This window comes from Paenibacillus sp. FSL H7-0737 (assembly GCF_000758545.1).
Lineage (GTDB): Bacteria > Bacillota > Bacilli > Paenibacillales > Paenibacillaceae > Paenibacillus_AQ.
In genome coordinates this window covers 4,157,283-4,178,175 of the sequence record NZ_CP009279.1, presented here as the reverse complement: position 1 = coordinate 4,178,175, position 20,893 = coordinate 4,157,283, and the positions used below count along the sequence as shown (strand labels likewise).

Below are 20,893 nucleotides of genomic sequence, written 5' to 3'. Positions count from 1 at the left end.
GAGTATTATGCCTAAGACGAAGCGTTATAGACTAGATCTTCAACTCTTCGCCGGTGAAAAGACGGAAAAAGCAACCCCGAAGAAACGGCAGGATGCTCGTAAAAAAGGCCAAGTAGCCAAAAGTGCTGAGCTGTCTGGTGCGGTTGTATTGCTAGCTGCGGTAGTTAGCTTGATGATGTTTGGTGGTTTTATGAAAGAGCGTTTTATGAAGCTATACACGGACGTATTTCAGAATCGAATGATGCTGGACGTTACGCCTGAGAATATAACGCTGCTATTTAATCAGTATGGCTTGCAAATCTTGATTTTGCTAGCTCCATTACTTGGAATTACGTTTGTTATGGCACTTGTTTCCAACTTGGCGCAGGTGGGCTTTATGGCTACAGGAGAGGGGATTACTCCTAAATTCAGTAAGATTAATCCGATAAAAGGATTCAAAAATATTTTCTCTATGCGTTCGTTTGTAGAATTCCTGAAATCAATATTTAAGCTTCTAATTATTTCTTATCTGGTATATAGCACATTATGGGGAGAAAAGAAGAACTTTGCATCCCTGTCGCATATCAGTGCGGAGGGAATTTTTAAGTTTGCGGCCAAGCTGACGATGAGTCTTGGTTTGAAAATCGGGGTTGCCCTGCTAATTATGGCTTTTCTAGATTTTATGTATCAGAAGTACGAGCATGAAAAAAGCCTGAAAATGTCTAAGCAGGATATCAAGGATGAATACAAAAAAATGGAGGGTGACCCTCTAATTAAAGGTAAGATCAGGGAACGCCAACGCAGAATGGCCATGCAGCGTATGATGCAGGAAGTTCCTAACGCGGATGTAATTATTACAAATCCAACTCACTTTGCTGTTGCGCTAAAATATGATGGTTCCAAAATGGAGGCGCCACAGATTATTGCAAAAGGGCAGGATTATGTAGCACTTCGTATACGGGAGCTGGCTAAAGAACATGGCGTCGTGACTATGGAAAACAAACCGCTGGCACGGGCATTATTCCAAAGAGCAGAAATTGGAGATGTCGTTCCAAATGATCTGTTTCAGGCTGTAGCTGAAGTGCTGGCATATGTATATAAACTTAAAGGTAAGAGGAAATAAGGCGGGGGGTTAGGACATTGAAAGCTAAAGATTTAACAGTTTTGCTAGGCATCATCGGTATTGTGCTTATGATGATTCTGCCTATCCCGTCCTGGCTTTTGGACGTTTTGCTAGTTATTAATATTTCTATAGCATTAATTATCATATTAGTTGCTATGAACACGAAGAATGCGCTCGAATTTTCAATTTTTCCTTCATTATTGCTTGTTACGACATTGTTTCGTCTGTCACTAAACATTTCGACAACGAAATTGATCCTGACTTACGCAGATGCCGGTTCCGTGGTATCTACTTTCGGAAGCTGGATCGCCGGTGGACAAATTGCCGTTGGATTTATCGTGTTTCTGATTTTGGTAGTGGTTCAGTTTATTGTTATTACTAAAGGTTCAGAGCGTGTAGCTGAGGTAGGGGCGAGATTTACCTTGGATGCGATGCCCGGCAAGCAGATGAGTATTGATGCCGATCTTAACGCAGGCATGATTAATGAAACACAGGCACGTGAGCGTCGCCGCAATGTTGAACGGGAAGCGGATTTTTTCGGAGCCATGGATGGTGCGAGTAAATTCGTTAAAGGAGACGCGATTGCGAGTATCATTATCCTGTTAATCAATCTTATTGGTGGATTTATTATCGGTATGGTTGTGCATGGAATGGATTTCTCCACTGCGTTATCTACTTATTCCGTATTGACGATCGGGGATGGTCTAGTCAGCCAGATTCCTGCTTTGCTCATTTCGACTGCAGCAGGTCTTATCGTTACTAGAGCTTCATCGGAAGGTAATCTGGCAGAAGAATTAACAGGGCAGTTACTCTCCTATCCAAAGTTATTATATATTGTTGCAGTTACTGTTGCTTTTCTAGGTCTCTTTACACCTATACATATGATTACTACGCTCCCGCTAGCTGGTTTGCTGGCTTTTGCAGCCTATAGTATGGGACAAAATTTAAATCGAAAACAGATTGCCGAAGAGCAGCTTGTTGAAGAGAAACAGATTGAAGAGGTACGAAGTCCGGAAAGTGTAATTAATTTACTCTCTGTAGATCCTATTGAATTCGAGTTCGGCTACGGTCTTATACCTTTGGCAGATACAGGTCAGGGTGGAGATTTACTAGATCGTATCATCATGATTCGACGGCAATGTGCACTTGAAATGGGTCTTGTAGTGCCTGTTATTCGCATTCGCGACAATATTCAACTAAAACCGAATGAATATGTCATAAAAATTAAAGGAAATACTGTCGGCGGCGGTGAATTATTACTTAATCACTACTTAGCCATGAGTCCAGGCTATGATGATGAATCTATAAACGGTATTGAGACCATTGAACCATCTTTTGGACTTCCAGCGTTGTGGATTGACGAATCGGTTAAAGAGCGGGCTGAATTGTCAGGTTATACCGTGGTAGATCCACCATCCGTTGTTGCAACTCATTTGACGGAGCTGATTAAGCGTTATGGACATGAGTTGTTAGGACGACAAGAAACTAAGATGTTGGTGGATAACCTAAGAGACAATTATCCAGTGCTTGTTGATGATCTTATTCCTTCGGTATTAGCGATTGGGGATGTGCAAAAGGTACTTGCCAAGCTGCTGCGCGAGAAAATATCGATCAGGGATTTGGTTACTATTTTTGAGACGTTGGCGGATTACGGGACGTACACCAAGGATCCTGATATTCTTACCGAATATGTTCGTCAATCCTTGTCCAGACAGATTACTCAGCAATTCTCGCAAGTTGGAGAGACTCTGAAAGTTATTACGGTAGGACCTAACCTAGAGAAGAAAATTTCTGAGAGTGTGCAGCAATCTGAACAGGGCAGTTATTTGGCATTGGATCCAGCATCGACTCAAACGATCTATCAGCGGTTAAGTGAACAGATCAATCGACTGCTGCAGTCAGGACAACAGCCCATTGTACTCACATCACCAACCATTCGTATGTATTTGCGGCAGGTGATTGAACGGACAATGCAGGATATTCCTGTACTGTCTTATAGCGAACTAGAACCTAACATTGAAATACAAAGCGTCGGAGTGGTGAATTTATGAGAGTGAAGCGTTATGTGGTCGATACGATGCCTGACGCCATGCATTCCATTCGTAGTGAGCTTGGAAGCGAGGCAGTAATTTTAAGTACTAAAGAAATTAAGATTGGCGGATTTTTAGGATTGTTTAAAAAGAAAAAAATAGAGGTAGTAGCGGCTGTTGAAAAAGCTCAAAAGGAGAGTGCTCCTGAAAAGCCTGTGAAGCCTGCGATGAACATTCCGCGCAGCGCTGTCCCGCAAGCTTACCAAAAAGCTTCATCTTCATCATCTGCTTCTACTGTAACGTTGGAAAAGCCGGAAGAGCCTCGGTCCTTTGCGGAAATCGCCGCTGCCTTGTCGGAAGCTATTGATGTAAAAGAATCGATAACCAAACATCCAGAGCCTGATCAGAAATCTCTTGAATCCAATCCAGATGAAACTACCTCTGTATCAACCTTATATGAATCTTTAGGGTTAGATCAAACGCCAGAGGTTGCCTCGGCGCTGGAGAATGATGTTCTTCGTGAAATTAGAGATATGAAGCTTTGGATGGAACGAATCGCGAGGCAGTCTTCAGGGGCAAGAGAATTACCGGATAGTCTCCAGCAGCTTAGAGATCTTTTGATTGAGCAGGAGATGGATACTGTACTTGTTGAGGAGTGGATCAGTAATATTTCCGAACGTTGGGCGGATGAAGGGCGTACTTGGGGACCTGAGAAATTTCAGGAGTCCTTAAAAGAACAGCTCGATGGATTCCTGTCAGGGCGAATCGCTGATGGAATTGCACCTGATACCCAAATCGTATATATTGCAGGGCCCACAGGAGTAGGAAAAACTACTACCATAGCCAAGCTTGCGGCTGAACAGCTATTCAAAAACGGACGCAAGGTTGGTTTTATCACCTCTGATACGTATCGAATTTCAGCTGTGGAGCAGTTGCGTACATACGCAGCTATCCTGAATGTTCCGCTAGAGGTTGTACAATCTCCAGGAGATTTACAAAGAGCACTCTTTCGATTGGAGAGTTGTGATCTTGTAATTATGGATACAGCGGGACGGAATTATCGTAATGATATGCTTGTAGCAGAACTGCAAAGCTTGCTTGCGAAGGAATTAAGAAGTGAGACCTATCTTGTACTCAGCTTAACTTCGAAAAGCCGTGATATGAAATTGATTGCCGAGCATTTCGGCAGGTACAAGCTGGATAAAGTTATTTTTACCAAGCTAGATGAGACGGGAAGTTATGGACCACTCTTTAACGTCCTGAATGATTTCCCTCTCACATTATCTTATATGACCAATGGTCAAAATGTACCTGACGATTTATTGATGGCTTCCAAAGAACAACTTAGTGAGATGCTTCTTGGAACAGGTGAATCATGATGGATCAGGCACAATCCTTGAGACAGCTTGTATCCAGTCAGGAGCCTAAACTAGCTGAAAAAGGGGAAACATCCGCCCGTATCATTACTGTTTGTAGTGGTAAAGGTGGCGTAGGGAAATCGAATTTTACACTTAATTTCGCTTTAACTTTAAAAGCAATGGGAAAGAGAGTATTGCTGTTCGATGCAGATATTGGCATGGCTAACATAGACGTGTTAATGGGCGTGTCGGCGAAGTATAACCTATATCATCTGTTAAAAAGAGAAGCGGATATTGAGCAGATTATTCAGTTAGGACCGAACGGGCTTCCTTTTATAGCTGGTGGATCGGGCATGGATGAGTTATTTTCTCTTTCGGAATCGGACCTTAATTATTTCACAGCCCAGATAGCCCTTATTGCGGACAGCATGGATTATATTTTGTTCGATACAGGTGCTGGATTATCTAAGGAAACGATGAAGTTTATAACCTCTGCGGACGATTGCCTAGTAGTTACAACACCAGAGCCAACTGCTATAACAGACGCTTACGCATTAATGAAGGTTGTGAATCGGACATATCCGGATATTTCTTTTAAACTGATCGTGAATCAAGCGGGTGATGAGAGAGAAGCATCAGTGACAAGTGATAAGATCCGTATGGCGGCCAGTCGTTTTTTGCAATTAGATGTTTCCTATCTTGGTCATATAAGCTCAGATGCCCATGTAGTGCAGGCTGTCAAAAGGCAGACGCCATTTTCATTGGCTTTTCCAAACAGTGTTGCTGCAAAAGATATACATCGGCTAGCCCTAAGTTATTTGACCATAGATGGTAAAAAAGAAACAAAAGTTCAAGGCATAAAAGGCTTTATCCATAAATGGTTAAAGCGAAGTAAATAATTGTTCTGAATCTGGAACAGAGGTGGAAATGATATGAAGCCATATAAAGTTTTGGTTGTTGATGATTCTGCATTTATGCGCAAGATCATTTCCGATTTAATTGAAAATGACGCTGACTTTCAGGTGACGGCAACAGCCACAAATGGTCGCGAGGCTATCGAGAAAATAAATAAACTTCGGCCGGATCTAGTTACTATGGATGTGGAAATGCCGGAGATGAACGGCCTGGAAGCGCTGAAAATAATAATGGCGTCAGATCCGCTGCCAGTGATTATGCTGTCAGGCATCAATGAAGAGGGTATGAAGGAAACCATTCTTGCACTGGAATGGGGCGCTTTTGATTTCATTCGTAAACCTTCAATATCAAATTCCCAGGATATAACGGGCGTAGGGGAATCCCTAAGAGAGCAAATGAAAGAAGCTATGTTGGCTCGAGAGCAACGTGAAGCACGAGCATCTGCTTTTAGGATGCCTGAAATCACGCCTTTAGAGCCATTACTGCCGACTGCACCGAGATTGTTACCGGACAAATCCAAGGCAGCACTTAAATCTTCTCTCAAAGATGAAGAAATGAGAAAACCTCGGGGGAAACAGCCAGTAGATAGTACTATCCCTAAAAAAGCAACCAAACCAATCATCTCTGCTAAAACACCGTTAATCGAAAAGTCTAAACCAAAGACTAAAGTAGAGAATAAACCATTTCCGCCCAAACCGGTGATAGAGTCTTTAGTGGAGGTATCTACTGAGTCTCCGGGACTTACTCCGGATCGAATGGTTGGTAGCGAGAATTTGCACAAATTAGTTGCTGTCGGTTGTTCTACAGGCGGACCTCGTGCACTGAAGGTACTCCTGGAGAAAATTCCAGCGGATTTTCCAGCTCCTATTGTCATTGTGCAGCATATGCCGCCTAACTTTACGAAATCACTAGCCCAGCGTCTGAATACATTCAGTCCGCTAGAAGTGTTAGAAGCAGAGCAGGGGATGATATTACGAAAAGGAGCAGCCTACATTGCGCCTGGAGGCTATCATTTACAGGTTACCCCAACATCTAAAGGGCAATATGCAGTTGTACTCACGAAGGAGGAGGCGCGAAATGGCCACCGACCTTCAGTGGATGTTTTATTCGAATCATTGCTTCCACTCACATCTCTAGATCGGCACGTGTTGCTGATGACAGGGATGGGTAGTGATGGTGCTAGGATGATGAAATCTCTCTATGACTCAGGGGTTACCTCAACATTTGCTGAAAGTGAAGAGACCTGTGTCGTTTACGGGATGCCGCGATCTGCGGTGGAATTGCAGTGCGTCAAATATGTACTGCCTTTGCAAGAAATTGCTCCAAGGCTAGTGCAAGCCGTTAAATAACGGAAAAGCGAACTCGAAGGGGAGGTGCTCTACTATGGACATGAACCAATATTTATCCATGTTTATTGATGAGTCGAATGATCATCTGCAGTCATTGAACGAGAGCATGATGGGGCTGGAAGCGAATCCTGAGGATCTTAGTATCGTACAGGTCATATTCCGCTCTGCGCACACTTTAAAAGGTATGGCAGCGACAATGGGCTTTGAAGATTTGGCTTCACTTACACACCAAATGGAGAATGTGTTAGATCTTGTACGTAATAACAAGCTGCGCATGCAGGATTTCATTTTTGATACGTTATTCAAAAGTTTGGATGCCTTAGAGTCTATGGTTGAGGATATTACTAGAGGTGGCGAAGGTAAAGCAGATGTATCAGCCATTGTCTCATCCCTGCAGGCTATCGTCCGGGGTGAGATTCCAGTTGAAGGCGGAGCAGCCTCTGCTGCTAATACGTCTGATGCACAAGCAGCTGAAACTCCGATACATTTAGATGAGTTCCAATTTTCTGTTCTAGAACAATCGATTCAGGAAGGGCATCATGCATTGTATGTAGATGTAACGATCCGCAAGGATTGCCAACTTAAGGCTGTACGTGCATACATGGTGTTTGATCTGCTCGAACGTTCGGGTGAAGTAGTTAAATCCTTCCCATCTGTTCAAGATATAGAACAAGAGAAATTTGACCAAAGCTTCTCACTCTATTACATAACCCAAAAAAACGCTGATCAGATTCAGGCAATGATTATGAATTTGTCTGAAATTGATAAAGTAACAGCAGTAGCACTAGATCAAGAATCCTTGAAAATGCTTGGTCAAGAATCGGCAGCTGCCGTGTCAGAGGTTGCCGCAACAGCCACTATAGAGGAAACAGCTCCTGCTGCTCCAGTAGCATCTAAACCGTTGCCTACCAAAGATGAAGGTAATAAGCCGGGAGCAACCAAAACTGGAGGAGCGCCTTCACGTACGATCCGCGTAGATATCGAACGCTTAGACGTGCTCATGAATCTATTTAGTGAACTTCTGATCGACAGAGTTCGTTTAGAGCAGCTGGCTTCAGAGGTTCAGAATGGTGATCTTACGGAAACCGTCGAGCATATGGGCAGAGTAAGCGGAGATCTCCAGAATATTGTGATGAAGCTTCGGATGGTTCCAGTAGATACCGTATTTAACCGTTTCCCGCGTATGGTTCGTGATCTAGCTAAGTCTCTGGATAAGAAAGTAGATCTAATTGTAACGGGTGCCGAAACCGAGCTTGACCGGACGGTAATTGATGAAATTGGTGATCCACTTGTGCATTTATTGCGTAATGCGGTTGATCACGGTATTGAATCTATTGCTGATCGTATTGCTGCTGGTAAACCAGAGACTGGGACAGTTCATCTACGTGCTTTCCACAGCGGAAATCATGTCTTCATTGAAATTGAGGAAGATGGAACAGGTATTTACCCAGAGAAGGTTTTGAAGTCTGCTGTGAAAAAAGGCGTGATCACGCAAGAGCAGGCGGCAAATATGACGGATGATGAAGCTTATCAACTACTATTTGCACCAGGGTTCAGCACGGCAGAAGTTATTTCTGATGTCTCAGGTCGTGGCGTAGGACTGGATGTTGTTAAAGCTAAGATTTCTTCACTGGGTGGTAATGTAACAATCTATTCTTCACCAGGTAAAGGAACGAATTTCTCAGTACAGCTGCCACTTACGCTATCCATTATTGCGGCCATGCTTATTCGATTGGGCTCTGAGAAGTACGCCATTCCATTATCCTCTATTGTGGAAACTGGAATCGTGAAGAACACTCAAATCCGTACGATTCATGGCAACAAAATGTTAGAGTTCCGGAATTCTCATATTCCACTAGTCTCTCTTAGTCGTCTATTTTCGGTGCCTGATTATGATGAGAGTACTGAAGAAGAGACAGAGATCGTAGTTGTACGTAAGGGAGAACGTCTTGTGGCCTTGGCTGTACAGGATTTTATTGGTCAGAACGAGATTGTTATCAAGAATCTGGGTAAATATTTACCTGAAATTCAAGGGATATCTGGCGCAACGATACTTGGAGATGGCCAAGTCGCACTTATTATTGATCCGAACGCTTTTATTAAATAACTAGGATAGAACAGGGAGGTTCGTTCCATGGCTGAAGATATTAAAGTGATAGTGTTCAAATTAGGCTCAGAGGAATACGGTATCGAAGTTGAGAAGGTACAAACCATTGAGCGCATGATGCCAATAACTCGTGTACCTAAAACGTATTCTTTTATCAAGGGTGTAATTAATTTACGTGGTGTTGTTATCCCTGTGATTGACCTTCGAGGTCGCTTTGGGATCGAAGAGGCGGAGCAAACAGATCAGTCTCGTGTAATTATCGTATCTGTTAATGAAATGGAAGTAGGTTTCATTGTAGATTCAGCAAATGATGTAATAGATTTGAACAGGGATTCTATCGATACACCTCCAGATGTTGTTGGCGGCATCAAAGCGAAGTATTTAGATGGGGTGGCCAAGATAGGTGAAGAGCGCTTGCTGATCATGCTTAATCTGTCAGAAGTGCTTAACAAAAACGAAATCGTTCAATTAGAAAGCCTAGAGGGCTAACCTGTGGAATTATTTAAGCACTATAAGGATTTTAAAATGGATGTGCTTAAGGAAGTCGGGAATATTGGAGCTGGGAATGCAGCCACCGCATTATCACAGCTCTTGAATAAGCCGATTGATATGGCTGTTCCCAAGGTACAGCTTCTCAACTTTGAAGAGATAACGGACAAAGTTGGTGGAGCTGAAGAACTAGTATATGCAGTTTTCTTACGTGTGGAGGGAGAAGCTCCGGGCAACCTATTTTTCATTCTTTCCCCGGAAGCCGCTTTGAACTTACTCAGTCGCATTGCAGGCATCGAGATTTTGAGTGACCAAGAACTTGGAGAAATGGAACTTTCCGCGCTGAGTGAAATTGGAAATATATTAGCAGGATCGTACTTATCTTCTCTTGCAGACTTTACCTCACTTTCTATGTATCCAACAGTTCCTGCACTTGCTATGGATATGGCTGGAGCCATCCTAAGCTACGGTTTGCTGCAATTTGGGCAAATGGGTGACGATGCATTGTTGATCGATACTACCTTTTTTGAGGGGAAAAACGAAATTGAAGGGCAATTTTTCCTTATTCCCGATCCGGAATCATTCCCGAAAATCTTCAAATCGCTAGGAGTTCCGTTTGAAAATGATTGAAGAACAAAGCATCATTAAAGTAGGGATGGCAGATCTTAACATTGGAAGCCAGGATAGTTTGATTCGTACAACGGGTCTTGGCTCCTGCGTGGGATTGACATTGTTTGACCCTGGAAAAAAACTCGCGGGAATGGCGCATGTGATGCTCCCTACTTCTGAGATTGCTAGGGAAGGGCAATTAAACATCGCTAAGTTTGCAGATACTGCAGTGCCGGAGCTCTTATCCCGTTTGCTGGAGCTTGGTGCGGTTCGGAGTCGGATCGTAGCCAAGATGGCAGGAGGATCACAAATGTTTGCCTTTGCCGGGGGGAGCGACACCATGAGGATCGGGCCTCGTAATGTTGAATCTTGTAAACTTGCTCTTGAGAATTTGAAAATTCCGTTAATTGCGGAAGACACGGGCGGTAATTATGGCCGTACGATAGAAATTGCCTGCAACACTGGTGTATTGTTCATCCGCAGTGTGCAAAAAGGCGCTAAGGAAATATAAATATGAAAATGATAGGAAACATTTTTATAAACTTGCTGTTTGGTTTGATAGGTTTTGTATTCACATTTTTTGTAACCTACAGTAATAATGTTCTCGGTACTAGTTTATTACGAAGCCTATTAGGATTTATCATCTGGTTTCTGCTTGCTTTCCTCCTAAGATGGGTATTGGGTTTTATCGTGTATCAATCATCGCCTCCGGATGAACAGGATGTTGAGGGAGAAGAACTTGGTGCAAAGCTAGACATCAGTACCCCTAATGAGGATGAAGAGTTAATTAATCTACTCAAACCGAAGCCAGGACAAGGGAGTGGGAACAGTGAGGGGTTCAAGCCTCTTACACCCCCAAAACTAGTCTCTATGAAAGATCCTGAAGAATTGGCCAAGGCCGTTCGTCACCTGAAAGAAGAATAAGCGAGCGCTGTGGCGGAATCGGTTATCTTAAATATAAGAAAGTATAAGTTTCACTTTATACATTATCCTTATATTTCTCGCATAAACGCTACCGTCCTCATAAGGATGCCGAAGGCGTTTATGCTTGTGACTAGGCAGGTTTCGCCGCGACAAGCTCTCTGACTAAACTTTGGGAAGGGTGAAAGCTATTGAACGAGCGTAAAGCTTCTCAATTGGAAACTGACGAGCTATGGGAACAGTGGAAAGAACACAGTGACCCTGAAGCCAAAAAGAAGCTGATAGAGAGTTATCTCCATATTGTTGATTATGTATCCAGCCGTTTGGCTGTGGGATTGCCCAAAAATGTATCTAAAGATGATCTAGCCAGCAATGGAGTAATGGGATTAATTGATGCGATTGAAAAATTCGACTACAAACGGGGATTGCAGTTTCAGACCTATGCTTCCTGGCGCGTACGTGGTGCGATTTTAGATTCCTTACGTCAAAGTGATTGGGTCCCTAGATCTGTGCGAGAAAAAGCTAAAAAAATCGAGGACGCTTATCAGCAGTTGGAACAGAAGTATTTGAGATCCGTTAGTGATGAGGAAATGAGTCTATACCTGAATATTAGTGTAACTGAATTTCAAAATATGTTGCAGGATGTGGCTGTAATGTCACTATGTTCACTGGAAGACCCGATTCGTGAAGAGGAATCAGAGACCCGAATGTCCATACTGGTGGACGATAAAGCTAAGAATCCGGATAGCAAGGTAAATGAGTTCTACTTACGCGAAGCCCTCACCAAAGGTATTGAGAAATTAACGGTGAAAGAACGGACCGTTGTGTCCCTTTTATATTATGAAGATTTATCATTGAGCGAAATCGCAGAGGTCATGTCACTATCTCCTTCACGGATTTCGCAGCTTCATTCCAAGGCTATTTTGCGGCTGAGGGGAACGCTTGAGAAGAATCGCGATCTACTTATGCAGAACGATTAACCGTTAGTGGTGACAAGGGGGAGCAAAATTGATCGGTCAAAATGCTTTGGATCAGTACTTAAGTATTACTTTTTCGGATGACAAAGGGATCGCGTATTTGCAGTTCTCCAAAAAGGATGAGAATTTTTCCTGCACTCCTACAGAATTGGAAAGCTTCCTGCACAGTCACAATATTCGCTACGGGGTCCAGCGTGATATTGTTGGACGTATTTGTAGTCATCCGGAGGAGTTTTTTTGGAGTAAAGTCGCTATTGCTACAGGTGAACCTGCAGTAAATGGAGTCGACGGAAGTATTATGCTTACTGTTGATCTGGAAGAGGATCGCAAGCCGCTTGAAAAAGCGGATGGTAAGGTGGATTATAAGGATTTAGTTCGGCTTCGTAACGTCCTCAAAGGAAAGCTGATAGCTAGAATTATCCCTGCTCAGCCTGGTAAGCATGGTAAGACTGTAACTGGTGATGAGCTTGCTTTCAGAGCTGGAAGGGAAGCTCATTTTAAAGTGGGTAAGAACGTACTCGTTGATAACAATGGAACCTCGATGTATGCCGCAATTGACGGTCTTGTTACTTTAACTGATAGCGGTAAAATCAATGTATTTCCTGTGTATGAAGTGAATGGTGATGTGGACTACAGTACTGGGAACATTGATTTTGTAGGTACCGTTGTTATTCGAGGAAACGTACTTTCAGGATTTTCTGTAAAATCCGCCGGTGATATTCGTGTGGTTGGTGGAGTTGAAGGAGCGGAATTAATCTCTGGAGGATCGATCGAAATTACGGGTGGAATTATCGGCTATAACAAAGGACATGTAACTGCTGGGAAAAATGTTAAGGTCTCTTTCATTCAAGATGGTAATGTAACAGCTGGTGAAGATGTCATTGTATCCCAGAGCATTATGCATTCCAATATACGCGCGGGCAGAGACGTTCTTTGTAATGGGGCTAAGGGATTGATAGTTGGCGGAACTGTACAGTCTGGGGAAAGAGTCGTAGCACGTACCATAGGCAATACCATGTCCACAGCGACTTCTATTGAGGTAGGAGTAGTACCTGAGCTCAGAAATGAGATTAACGAGCTGCGTCAATCACTGCGTCAATTACTTGAAAATGAGGACAAAACGTCTAAAGCGTTGTATCTATTAAATCAATTGGCAACTAATGGTCAACTCCCTGCAGATAAAGTGGCACTTCGCGTTAAATTGAATGCTACCAAACAGTCTCATCAACGTGAGGAAAAAAGAATTAAAGAACGTGTACTAGAGATTGAAAGAATGCTAGAAGATACAGGCAGAGCTAGAGTTGAAGTGATCAAAACGATCTATGGCGGATCCAAAATTATGATCGGTAGATATACACGATTTGTAAAGGACCCCACAGAACGAGTTGTGTTTGTTTATAGTGAAGGTGATATATCCTTAACGCCATACAATTAATCGGGCGGGCAGCAATAGCGGCCGGCCATTCTTGAAATATAAGAAAGTATAAGTTTCATGTTATACATTATCCTTATATTTTTACGAGAAACAGTTATCGTCTTCAAAAGACGACAACATCGTTTCTTCTTATGAGAAGAGGGTTATGATGAGCCTAAAACCAGTGGAACTGCAAATTGCACTACCTCGGACTACGGAAGCGGGTAAGGTTCAGAATGAATCTCAGCAGCGCCCCGCTATTGATCAGCATCAACTTGCCGGACAAAATGTGAAACAAAGTCAGGAAATGACCATGCGAAGCGCTGAAGTGGATGAATCTTCTGAATCTGCTTTACGCGATGGCGGAGATAAAGGCAATCATCATTCCGGAGGGAATCCTTCCTCGGAGAAACGTTCGAAGTCAGGCACTCGTGATGCGGAACATCCTTACAAAGGACAGCGCATTGATCTGAGTCTTTAATAAGTAATTATATTTGATATGTAAAAGGAGATAAGGCACTTGCAACCATGGGTGTATATTGTGCTAGTAGGTGTCGCCGCTATTCTTTATGCCCTTTTACTTCCAGCACGTATGAAGGAAGGAAAAGCAGAGCAGCAAAGCCTCAAAGAAACGGAGGCTGCGCTTGAGCTATATATGGCTGACATAGAGCGCGAGAATGAAGAGCTAGCACAGTTGGTCAGCAGTATTAAACAGCAATCACAAACTAATCATGTAGCAATGCAAGGGCAGATTAGTGATTTACAGCATCAATTGACAGAATTACAGCAAAGCTCTTTATTATTAGAGGGCCGAGTAACTAACGAAGAAAAGCGGTTAAGAGAGTTGGAAGTTTTGGTTGAGAAGGGTTCGTATGCTAAGGTTGCGTTGATCGGAGACCCGTCTGCCGGAGCTGAACTGAGTTCAATAAAATCAGAAGTGAAAGCGAAACCTATTAGTTCTATTAAATTGCGATATCCACGATTATTTGAACTACATGAGCAGGGGAAATCGATAGACTCCATTGCCAAGACGGCTGGACTTCAGCGGGGAGAAGTGCAACTGATTCTGCAACTCGCCAAACAGGAGGAATCGGTATGATGAAGAACCGTTCTTTTTTGTTCGGTCTTGGCACAGGGCTAATTGCAGGCGCACTATTACTTCAGTTAATGATATCCGGTGGAGCGGCTCCACTCACCAAGGAACAGGTAATACAAGGTGCTGAGAAATTGAACTTGAAGGTTATCGACGAATCTACTGAACCTCCTTCTGATGAGTCTGCTTTGGAGGACGCTGTTCAAGGTGGGAAGACAGACGGCGTTAATGAGGGAAGTACGGAGAACGTGGAACCTTCTAAGCCTACAGTAGCGGCTTCTCCCGCTCCTGTAGTATCTCCTACAGTATCTGATAACCCTAATAAGGTTGTCCCTCCTAAAGAGCCCTCAACGCCTAAAGAAGGCACAATTGAGAAGCCAGAGGTCACTACTGCACCATCTGCTGTTGCACCTGATAAGCCTAAAGCCACTGCGAATGCAGGGGTTGTTGTTCGTATACCTTCAGGTAGCACACTGACAAAAACAGCAGATATTTTGGAGAAGGCTGAAGTCATTAAGGACAAGGCTAGTTTTCTTAAAGCGGCCAATCAACGCCAGATCAATACGAAGATTCAATCGGGTTCTTATACCTTTAATAAAGACGAGAGTCTAGATTCTATACTAGAAAAATTAATAAGTTTTCAATGATCGTTGCATACACTAATAAAATATGGTATAGTAATTGACGGTGTTAAAACACACGCCGGTTGATTTCGACAAGGGGTGCTTTCTTCTGAAGAAAGTCTTGCTGAAAGATGACGCACGGCGGAGGAGACACACAATAAACCAAACTTAGGAGGTGTGTGAAGATGGCAGTAATCTCCATGAAACAGCTTCTAGAAGCTGGGGTACACTTCGGTCACCAGACTCGTCGTTGGAACCCAAAGATGGATCGTTATATCTTCACTGAAAGAAACGGAATTTACATTATTGACTTGCAAAAAACAGTCAAGAAGGTAGAAGAAGCTTACAACTTTGTAAAAAGCGTCGCTGGTGACAACGGCACAATCCTGTTCGTAGGAACAAAGAAACAAGCACAAGATTCCGTAAAAGAAGAAGCAGAACGTTCCGGTATGTTCTTCATTAACCAACGTTGGTTGGGCGGAACTCTTACTAACTTCCAAACTATCCAAAAACGTATTGATCGTTTGAAGAAATTGGAATCTTGGGAAGAGGACGGCACTTTCGAAGTTCTACCTAAGAAAGAAGTTATCCTTCTTCGCAAAGAGAAAGATCGTCTTGAGAAATTCTTGGGCGGTATCAAGAACATGAAAGGTCTACCAAGCGCGTTGTTCATCATTGACCCGCGTAAAGAGCGTATTGCAGTTGCAGAAGCTCGCAAATTGGGTATTCCAATCGTAGCTATTGTTGATACTAACTGTGATCCAGACGAAATCGACTACGTAATTCCAGGTAACGACGACGCTATCCGCGCCGTGAAATTGTTGACTGGTAAAATGGCAGACGCTGTTGTTGAAGCTCACCAAGGCGAAGACACAACTACTGCTTAAGTAGCGACTAACACATACAAGAACTTAAATGAAAAGGGTGGTTGGCAGGTGGATAACCTCTCACTGCCCTTTTTTTAGGATAAAAGCCTTGAATAATGTAAGAAAACGACAATTACCTGGAGGGAATAAACAATGGCAGTTGATGCAAAAGCAGTAAAAGAACTTCGTGAAAGAACAGGCGCTGGTATGCTTGATTGTAAAAAAGCGCTTGAAGAAGCTAATAACGATATCACTAAAGCGGCTGAATTGCTTCGTGAAAAAGGTTTGTCCGCAGCAGCAAACAAAGCAGGACGTATTGCTACTGAAGGCGTTGTAGAATCTTACATCCACGCTGGCGGCCGTATTGGTGTACTTGTAGAAATCAACTGCGAAACTGACTTTGTAGGTAAAACAGATTCCTTCAAGGATTTTGCTCGCGATATCGCTATGCAAATCGCTGCAGCAAACCCACGTTATGTTCGTCGTGAAGAAGTTCCGCAAGAAGATGTAGAAAAAGAAAAAGAAATCCTGAAAGCTCAAGCTTTGAATGAAGGTAAGCCTGAGAAAATCATTGAAAAAATGGTTGAAGGACGTATTGGTAAATATTACGAAGAATATTGCTTGCTTGAGCAAACCTTCGTTAAAGACCCAGACAAAACGATCTCCCAATTGCTGAACGAAAAAATCAGCACAATCGGAGAAAACATCTCGATCCGTCGTTTTGCTCGTTTTGAACTAGGCGAAGGTTTGGAAAAGAAAGTCGATAACTTTGTTGAAGAAGTTATGGCACAAGTAAATAATTAATATCAGCTTCATCATAAATGTGAAGAATTGAATAAAGGCAAGCATCAGAAGAGCGGAACACGTACACGTAGTGTTCCGTCTTTTGCAGAAAGTGAGGGTATACATTTGGAACAGCCGGTATTTAAGAGAGTAGTCCTTAAGGTAAGTGGAGAGTCTTTGGCAGGACAAAACGGATATGGTATTGATGCCGACATGATTATTTCCATCGCTGAACAGATCAAGGAAGTTGTAGAGCTTGGCGTTCAGGTTGCGATTGTTTGTGGTGGAGGTAACATTTGGCGCGGGATCGCTGGTAGTGCAAGTGGCATAGATCGCGCTACTGCAGATTATATGGGCATGCTGGCAACAGTAATGAATTCACTTGCTCTGCAGGATGCATTAGAACAAATCGATGTGCCAACAAGAGTGCAGACTTCGATCTCGATGCAGCAAATTGCTGAACCGTACATTCGTCGTCGTGCGATTCGCCACTTGGAGAAGGGCCGTGTTGTTATTTTTGCAGCAGGCACAGGAAACCCTTTCTTCTCTACAGATACTACTGCAGCACTTAGAGCAGCAGAAATCGAAGCAGAAGTTATTCTGATGGCGAAGAACAAAGTTGATGGTGTATATTCAGCAGATCCGTTTAAAGACAGCACAGCCGAGAAATTTGAACAGCTCACTTACATGGATGTTCTAAACAAAAACCTTGGTGTTATGGATTCCACAGCTTCATCTCTATGCATGGATAATAATATACCGCTCATTGTATTTGCCATTACTGAACAAGGCAATATCAAACGTGTCGTTCTCGGTGAGAAGATCGGGACGATTGTTAAAGGGAGTGTAGATTAATGCCACAATCGGTCAAAAAAAATGCCGAAGAGCGTATGGAAAAAGCGATTTCATCGCTGAAACGTGACTTGGCAACATTGCGTGCAGGACGTGCAACAACATCACTGCTAGATCGCATTCAAGTTGAATATTATGGTTCCCCAACTCCAATCAATCAGCTGGCGAACATCAGTACTCCGGATTCCCGGACACTGTTAATCCAGCCGTGGGACAAAACATCGATGTCTGACATTGAACGGGCGATTATGAAATCGGATATCGGTTTGACGCCTGCTAATGACGGCACAATCATTCGTCTTTCTATCCCTCCGCTGACTGAAGAACGTCGGACGGATTTGGTGAAATTGACGAAGAAATTTGGTGAAGAAGCGAAAGTAGCGATCCGCAACATTCGCCGTGATGCTAACGATGATATTAAGAAGATGGAGAAAAACGGTATCTCGGAAGATGAGTCCCGTGGCCATCAGGAAGACATTCAAAAGACAACGGATAAGTTCATAGCCGAGGTCGACAAAGTGCTTGTATCCAAAGAAAAAGAGATTATGGAAGTATAAAGATATTCTAGAGACTTAAGGCCCCTCCGTTAATGGTGGGGTTTGTCTCTTTCTGATAAGAGCTTGGAGGAAACGGAAATGATCAAACGGGTTCAAGCGTGGCTGAGCCGTAAAGACAGGCAACAGCCAGTCGAGATTTCACCGGATAACATTCCCCGGCACGTGGCTGTTATTATGGACGGCAATGGGCGTTGGGCTAAGCGTCGCGGGTTGCCGCGCGTTGTGGGTCATCAGAATGGCATGAAGGCTGTTAAACGTGCTACAATCGCTGCAGACGAACTGGGTGTTGAGTTTTTGACGATGTATGCGTTCTCGACAGAAAATTGGAAACGACCAAAGGAAGAAGTCGATTATCTGATGCGCTTGCCAGTGGAGTTTCTAGCCATTGAGCTTGATGAACTGATTGAGAAGAATGTCCAAGTACGTATGATGGGGGATACTGATGCATTACCTTCATATACACGTAAGGCTATGGAAGAAGCGGTTTCCCGAACACAGGGCAATACTGGACTTATATTGAATTTTGCTCTTAATTATGGGGGACGTAAAGAAATTGAGGACTGCATGCGCAGCATTGGTAAGGACATCCAATCAGGGGCTTTGTCACCGGAAGATATTACGACTGATCTAATCGATAGCCGAATGTTATCTGGTGGGTTACCAGATCCGGATTTGCTTATACGTACAAGCGGAGAAATGCGACTTAGCAATTTCATGCTATGGCAGCTTGCTTATAGTGAGCTGTGGTTTACTGATGTGTATTGGCCTGAATTTGATAAGGAGCATTTGCATCAGGCAGTTGCTGAATATCAACGCCGTACACGCCGTTATGGTGGACTGAAGTAGCTTGATAGGAGATGGAAACCTTTGAAGCAGCGATTGATTACCGGAATTGTTGCCGGAGCACTATTTTTAGGCTTATGCGTGTTGGGAAACTGGCCATACCAGTTGTTACTTACTGCCATGGCTTTTATCGGGTTTTATGAATTTGTGAAAATGATAGGGATACCTGCGCTTTCCGGTTCTACCGTTCTTGGTTATGCAGCCATTCTAAGTTTTATGATCCCTTGGAATTTGCTTGGGATCTCTGCACCCTTATCGTGGGAACAAGGAATTTGGATTCTGCTGCTGTTGTTCCTTTTAGTTACAGTTTTTACTAAAAATAAATTAGATATTCGAGTAACAGCCTTGCTGTTTACTGGTATAGTATACATTGGAATGGGTTTTTCTTATATGGCCATGGCTCGTGCATCGGATGACGGACATGGTTTGTTCTGGACTTTTTTACTCCTTTTCTGCATTTGGGGTAGTGATGCCGGGGCTTACTTTGTTGGAAGAAGCATGGGTAAGAACAAACTTTGGCCTGCCATCAGTCCCAACAAAACGGTGGAAGGTGCAGTAGGTGGGGTACTGATCTCGATGCTAATCGCGATCGTGTTTGCAATATTTGCTCCTGAACATCTAGCGATAGGACGAGCGCTACTTATAGGGCTTTCTTGTGCGGTCTTGGGTCAGCTTGGTGATCTTGTGCAATCTGCCTATAAACGTGCGTATGGTATCAAAGATTCAGGCACACTTCTGCCAGGTCACGGTGGTATTCTTGATCGATGTGACAGCTGGATTATCGTATTTCCATTCGTACATATCCTAACGCTCATGCCTTACTATTAACGGAAGGAGAGGGTATAACTATGAAAAAAATAAGTGTTCTTGGTTCCACAGGTTCGATCGGCACTCAGACTCTAGATGTCATCGCTATGCACCCAGACTCTTTTCAAGTAGATGGCTTGGCAGCTGGAACGAATACAGCGTTATTGCTGGAACAAGTCCGTCGGTTTAATCCTCGTCGTGTTTCTGTTGCAACAAAGGAGTTGGCAGATGAGATTAGATCCAGTCTGCCTTCTGGCATACAGCTATACAGCGGGAATGAAGGTCTTGTTGAGGTGGCAGCTGGTGGAGATGCCGAAATGGTCGTAACGGCTGTTATGGGTAGTGTAGGCCTCCAATCCACGTTAGCTGCGATCGAAGCAGGCAAACATATTGGACTAGCTAATAAAGAGACTTTGGTAACGGCAGGACACCTCGTCACTGATCTAGCTAATCGTAAGGGTGTTAAGTTGTTACCTATTGATAGCGAGCATTCTGCTATTTTTCAGTGCTTAAATGGTGAGAATCTCGCGGATATTGCTTGCATCACTTTAACGGCTTCTGGTGGATCCTTCCGGGATTTCACTCGTGATCAACTCAAGAATGTAACAGTAGAAGATGCACTTCGTCATCCGAATTGGAGCATGGGCGCGAAAATCACGATTGATTCTGCTACAATGGTGAATAAAGGGCTTGAGGTGATTGAAGCGCATTGGTTATTTGGTCTACCTTATGAACAAGTAAATGTACTTTTGCATCCAGAGAGTATCATTCACTCATATGTGGAGTTCCGCGATAGCAGTATTATTGCTCAGCTTGGTAATCCCGATATGCGTGTCCCGATTCAATATGCGCTCACGTATCCCGAACGCTGGGAATCGCCGGCACAGCGTTTGTCGTTAGCTGAAGTTGGACGTTTGACTTTCCGAGAAATGGACTATGAACGATTCCCTGCGCTTAAGCTAGCCATGGATTGTGGAAAAGCTGGAGGGACAGCTACTACTGCTTTTAATGCTGCGAATGAAATTGCTGTTGCTCGTTTCTTGAGTCATGAGATCCCATTCCTGCGCATTGAGGAGATCATCGGGGAAGTGCTGCATCGTCATATTAACGAGGACAATCCGAATTTGGAACAAATTGAATCCTGTGATAAGCGTGTTCGTGAGCTGGCAGCAACGCTGTAGAACGTAGTGAAATCTCT

At 43.4% G+C, this 20,893-nt stretch carries 22 protein-coding genes; all 22 read left to right on the top strand.

Annotation, left to right across the window (positions count from 1 at the left end; genetic code table 11):
- Positions 1-7 precede the first annotated feature (7 nt).
- The 22 genes from flhB (at position 8) to H70737_RS18140 (ending at position 20,876) form a co-directional block, all read left to right on the top strand.
- A complete protein-coding gene (gene flhB, locus H70737_RS18245) occupies positions 8-1,102 on the top strand; it encodes a flagellar biosynthesis protein FlhB (RefSeq protein WP_042189439.1) in 1,095 nt (364 codons plus the stop codon).
- Positions 1,103-1,119: 17 nt separating this feature from the next.
- On the top strand, positions 1,120-3,153 hold the full coding sequence (gene flhA, locus H70737_RS18240) for a flagellar biosynthesis protein FlhA (protein WP_042189438.1): 2,034 nt from the start codon (positions 1,120-1,122) through the stop codon (positions 3,151-3,153).
- Positions 3,150-4,511 carry a flagellar biosynthesis GTPase FlhF gene (gene flhF, locus H70737_RS18235; RefSeq protein ID WP_042189437.1) on the top strand — a complete coding sequence of 454 codons (1,362 nt, stop codon included), beginning with the start codon at positions 3,150-3,152 and terminating at the stop codon, positions 4,509-4,511. The genes flhA and flhF overlap by 4 nt, the downstream gene beginning before the upstream one ends.
- Positions 4,508-5,389 carry a MinD/ParA family protein gene (locus H70737_RS18230; protein ID WP_042189436.1) on the top strand — a complete coding sequence of 294 codons (882 nt, stop codon included), beginning with the start codon at positions 4,508-4,510 and terminating at the stop codon, positions 5,387-5,389. Before flhF ends, H70737_RS18230 begins: the two co-directional genes overlap by 4 nt.
- 33 nt (positions 5,390-5,422) lie before the next feature.
- Positions 5,423-6,754, top strand: a complete 1,332-nt coding sequence (locus tag H70737_RS18225) for a protein-glutamate methylesterase/protein-glutamine glutaminase (protein ID WP_042189435.1) — start codon at positions 5,423-5,425, stop codon at positions 6,752-6,754.
- 34 nt (positions 6,755-6,788) lie between these two features.
- Positions 6,789-8,861 carry a chemotaxis protein CheA gene (locus tag H70737_RS18220; protein WP_042189434.1) on the top strand — a complete coding sequence of 691 codons (2,073 nt, stop codon included), beginning with the start codon at positions 6,789-6,791 and terminating at the stop codon, positions 8,859-8,861.
- Positions 8,862-8,888: 27 nt separating this feature from the next.
- Positions 8,889-9,350, top strand: a complete 462-nt coding sequence (locus tag H70737_RS18215) for a chemotaxis protein CheW (protein ID WP_042189433.1) — start codon at positions 8,889-8,891, stop codon at positions 9,348-9,350.
- Positions 9,351-9,386: 36 nt separating this feature from the next.
- Positions 9,387-9,980, top strand: coding sequence for a chemotaxis protein CheC (locus H70737_RS18210; protein WP_371915738.1), 594 nt, complete (start codon positions 9,387-9,389; stop codon positions 9,978-9,980).
- Positions 9,973-10,470 carry a chemotaxis protein CheD gene (locus H70737_RS18205; protein WP_042189431.1) on the top strand — a complete coding sequence of 166 codons (498 nt, stop codon included), beginning with the start codon at positions 9,973-9,975 and terminating at the stop codon, positions 10,468-10,470. The genes H70737_RS18210 and H70737_RS18205 overlap by 8 nt, the downstream gene beginning before the upstream one ends.
- 2 nt (positions 10,471-10,472) lie before the next feature.
- Positions 10,473-10,883, top strand: coding sequence for a hypothetical protein (locus H70737_RS18200; protein ID WP_052404338.1), 411 nt, complete (start codon positions 10,473-10,475; stop codon positions 10,881-10,883).
- Between the two features lie 188 nt (positions 10,884-11,071).
- Positions 11,072-11,860, top strand: coding sequence for a FliA/WhiG family RNA polymerase sigma factor (locus H70737_RS18195; protein ID WP_042189430.1), 789 nt, complete (start codon positions 11,072-11,074; stop codon positions 11,858-11,860).
- A gap of 28 nt (positions 11,861-11,888) precedes the next feature.
- Positions 11,889-13,292 carry a flagellar assembly protein A gene (locus H70737_RS18190; RefSeq protein ID WP_042189429.1) on the top strand — a complete coding sequence of 468 codons (1,404 nt, stop codon included), beginning with the start codon at positions 11,889-11,891 and terminating at the stop codon, positions 13,290-13,292.
- Positions 13,293-13,440: 148 nt separating this feature from the next.
- Complete coding sequence (locus H70737_RS18185) at positions 13,441-13,752, top strand: hypothetical protein (RefSeq protein WP_042189428.1); 312 nt, start codon at positions 13,441-13,443, stop codon at positions 13,750-13,752.
- Positions 13,753-13,791: 39 nt separating this feature from the next.
- Positions 13,792-14,370 (top strand): hypothetical protein, encoded by a 579-nt coding sequence (locus H70737_RS18180; protein ID WP_042189427.1) that lies wholly within the window; start codon positions 13,792-13,794, stop codon positions 14,368-14,370.
- A complete protein-coding gene (locus tag H70737_RS18175; RefSeq protein WP_042189426.1) occupies positions 14,367-15,011 on the top strand; it encodes an endolytic transglycosylase MltG in 645 nt (214 codons plus the stop codon). The genes H70737_RS18180 and H70737_RS18175 overlap by 4 nt, the downstream gene beginning before the upstream one ends.
- Positions 15,012-15,172: 161 nt before the next feature.
- Positions 15,173-15,874, top strand: a complete 702-nt coding sequence (gene rpsB, locus H70737_RS18170) for a 30S ribosomal protein S2 (RefSeq protein ID WP_036688493.1) — start codon at positions 15,173-15,175, stop codon at positions 15,872-15,874.
- A gap of 132 nt (positions 15,875-16,006) precedes the next feature.
- Positions 16,007-16,657: a translation elongation factor Ts gene (gene tsf, locus H70737_RS18165; protein ID WP_042189425.1), complete on the top strand. Its 651-nt coding sequence runs from the start codon at positions 16,007-16,009 to the stop codon at positions 16,655-16,657.
- 105 nt (positions 16,658-16,762) lie between these two features.
- Positions 16,763-17,491, top strand: coding sequence for a UMP kinase (gene pyrH, locus H70737_RS18160; RefSeq protein ID WP_036688491.1), 729 nt, complete (start codon positions 16,763-16,765; stop codon positions 17,489-17,491).
- The gene (gene frr / locus H70737_RS18155; protein WP_042189424.1) at positions 17,491-18,045 is read left to right on the top strand and encodes a ribosome recycling factor; all 555 of its coding nucleotides are present in this window, start codon (positions 17,491-17,493) and stop codon (positions 18,043-18,045) included. The genes pyrH and frr overlap by 1 nt, the downstream gene beginning before the upstream one ends.
- 78 nt (positions 18,046-18,123) lie before the next feature.
- Positions 18,124-18,891, top strand: a complete 768-nt coding sequence (locus tag H70737_RS18150; protein WP_042189423.1) for an undecaprenyl pyrophosphate synthase — start codon at positions 18,124-18,126, stop codon at positions 18,889-18,891.
- 21 nt (positions 18,892-18,912) lie between these two features.
- Positions 18,913-19,716, top strand: coding sequence for a phosphatidate cytidylyltransferase (locus H70737_RS18145; protein WP_042189422.1), 804 nt, complete (start codon positions 18,913-18,915; stop codon positions 19,714-19,716).
- Positions 19,717-19,736: 20 nt separating this feature from the next.
- The gene (locus tag H70737_RS18140; RefSeq protein ID WP_042189421.1) at positions 19,737-20,876 is read left to right on the top strand and encodes a 1-deoxy-D-xylulose-5-phosphate reductoisomerase; all 1,140 of its coding nucleotides are present in this window, start codon (positions 19,737-19,739) and stop codon (positions 20,874-20,876) included.
- The last annotated feature ends 17 nt before the right edge of the window (positions 20,877-20,893 follow it).

Bases quoted from the DNA above. Each gene is read 5' to 3' on its own strand.
- flhB (WP_042189439.1), top strand. From the start codon at position 8: ATGCCTAAGACGAAGCGTTATAGACTAGATCTTCAACTCTTCGCCGGT.
- flhF (WP_042189437.1), top strand. From the start codon at position 3,150: ATGAGAGTGAAGCGTTATGTGGTCGATACGATGCCTGACGCCATGCAT.
- H70737_RS18230 (WP_042189436.1), top strand. From the start codon at position 4,508: ATGATGGATCAGGCACAATCCTTGAGACAGCTTGTATCCAGTCAGGAG.
- H70737_RS18225 (WP_042189435.1), top strand. From the start codon at position 5,423: ATGAAGCCATATAAAGTTTTGGTTGTTGATGATTCTGCATTTATGCGC.
- H70737_RS18220 (WP_042189434.1), top strand. From the start codon at position 6,789: ATGGACATGAACCAATATTTATCCATGTTTATTGATGAGTCGAATGAT.
- H70737_RS18215 (WP_042189433.1), top strand. From the start codon at position 8,889: ATGGCTGAAGATATTAAAGTGATAGTGTTCAAATTAGGCTCAGAGGAA.
- H70737_RS18210 (WP_371915738.1), top strand. From the start codon at position 9,387: ATGGATGTGCTTAAGGAAGTCGGGAATATTGGAGCTGGGAATGCAGCC.
- H70737_RS18205 (WP_042189431.1), top strand. From the start codon at position 9,973: ATGATTGAAGAACAAAGCATCATTAAAGTAGGGATGGCAGATCTTAAC.
- H70737_RS18200 (WP_052404338.1), top strand. From the start codon at position 10,473: ATGAAAATGATAGGAAACATTTTTATAAACTTGCTGTTTGGTTTGATA.
- H70737_RS18185 (WP_042189428.1), top strand. From the start codon at position 13,441: ATGAGCCTAAAACCAGTGGAACTGCAAATTGCACTACCTCGGACTACG.
- H70737_RS18175 (WP_042189426.1), top strand. From the start codon at position 14,367: ATGATGAAGAACCGTTCTTTTTTGTTCGGTCTTGGCACAGGGCTAATT.
- rpsB (WP_036688493.1), top strand. From the start codon at position 15,173: ATGGCAGTAATCTCCATGAAACAGCTTCTAGAAGCTGGGGTACACTTC.
- tsf (WP_042189425.1), top strand. From the start codon at position 16,007: ATGGCAGTTGATGCAAAAGCAGTAAAAGAACTTCGTGAAAGAACAGGC.
- frr (WP_042189424.1), top strand. From the start codon at position 17,491: ATGCCACAATCGGTCAAAAAAAATGCCGAAGAGCGTATGGAAAAAGCG.
- H70737_RS18150 (WP_042189423.1), top strand. From the start codon at position 18,124: ATGATCAAACGGGTTCAAGCGTGGCTGAGCCGTAAAGACAGGCAACAG.
- H70737_RS18140 (WP_042189421.1), top strand. From the start codon at position 19,737: ATGAAAAAAATAAGTGTTCTTGGTTCCACAGGTTCGATCGGCACTCAG.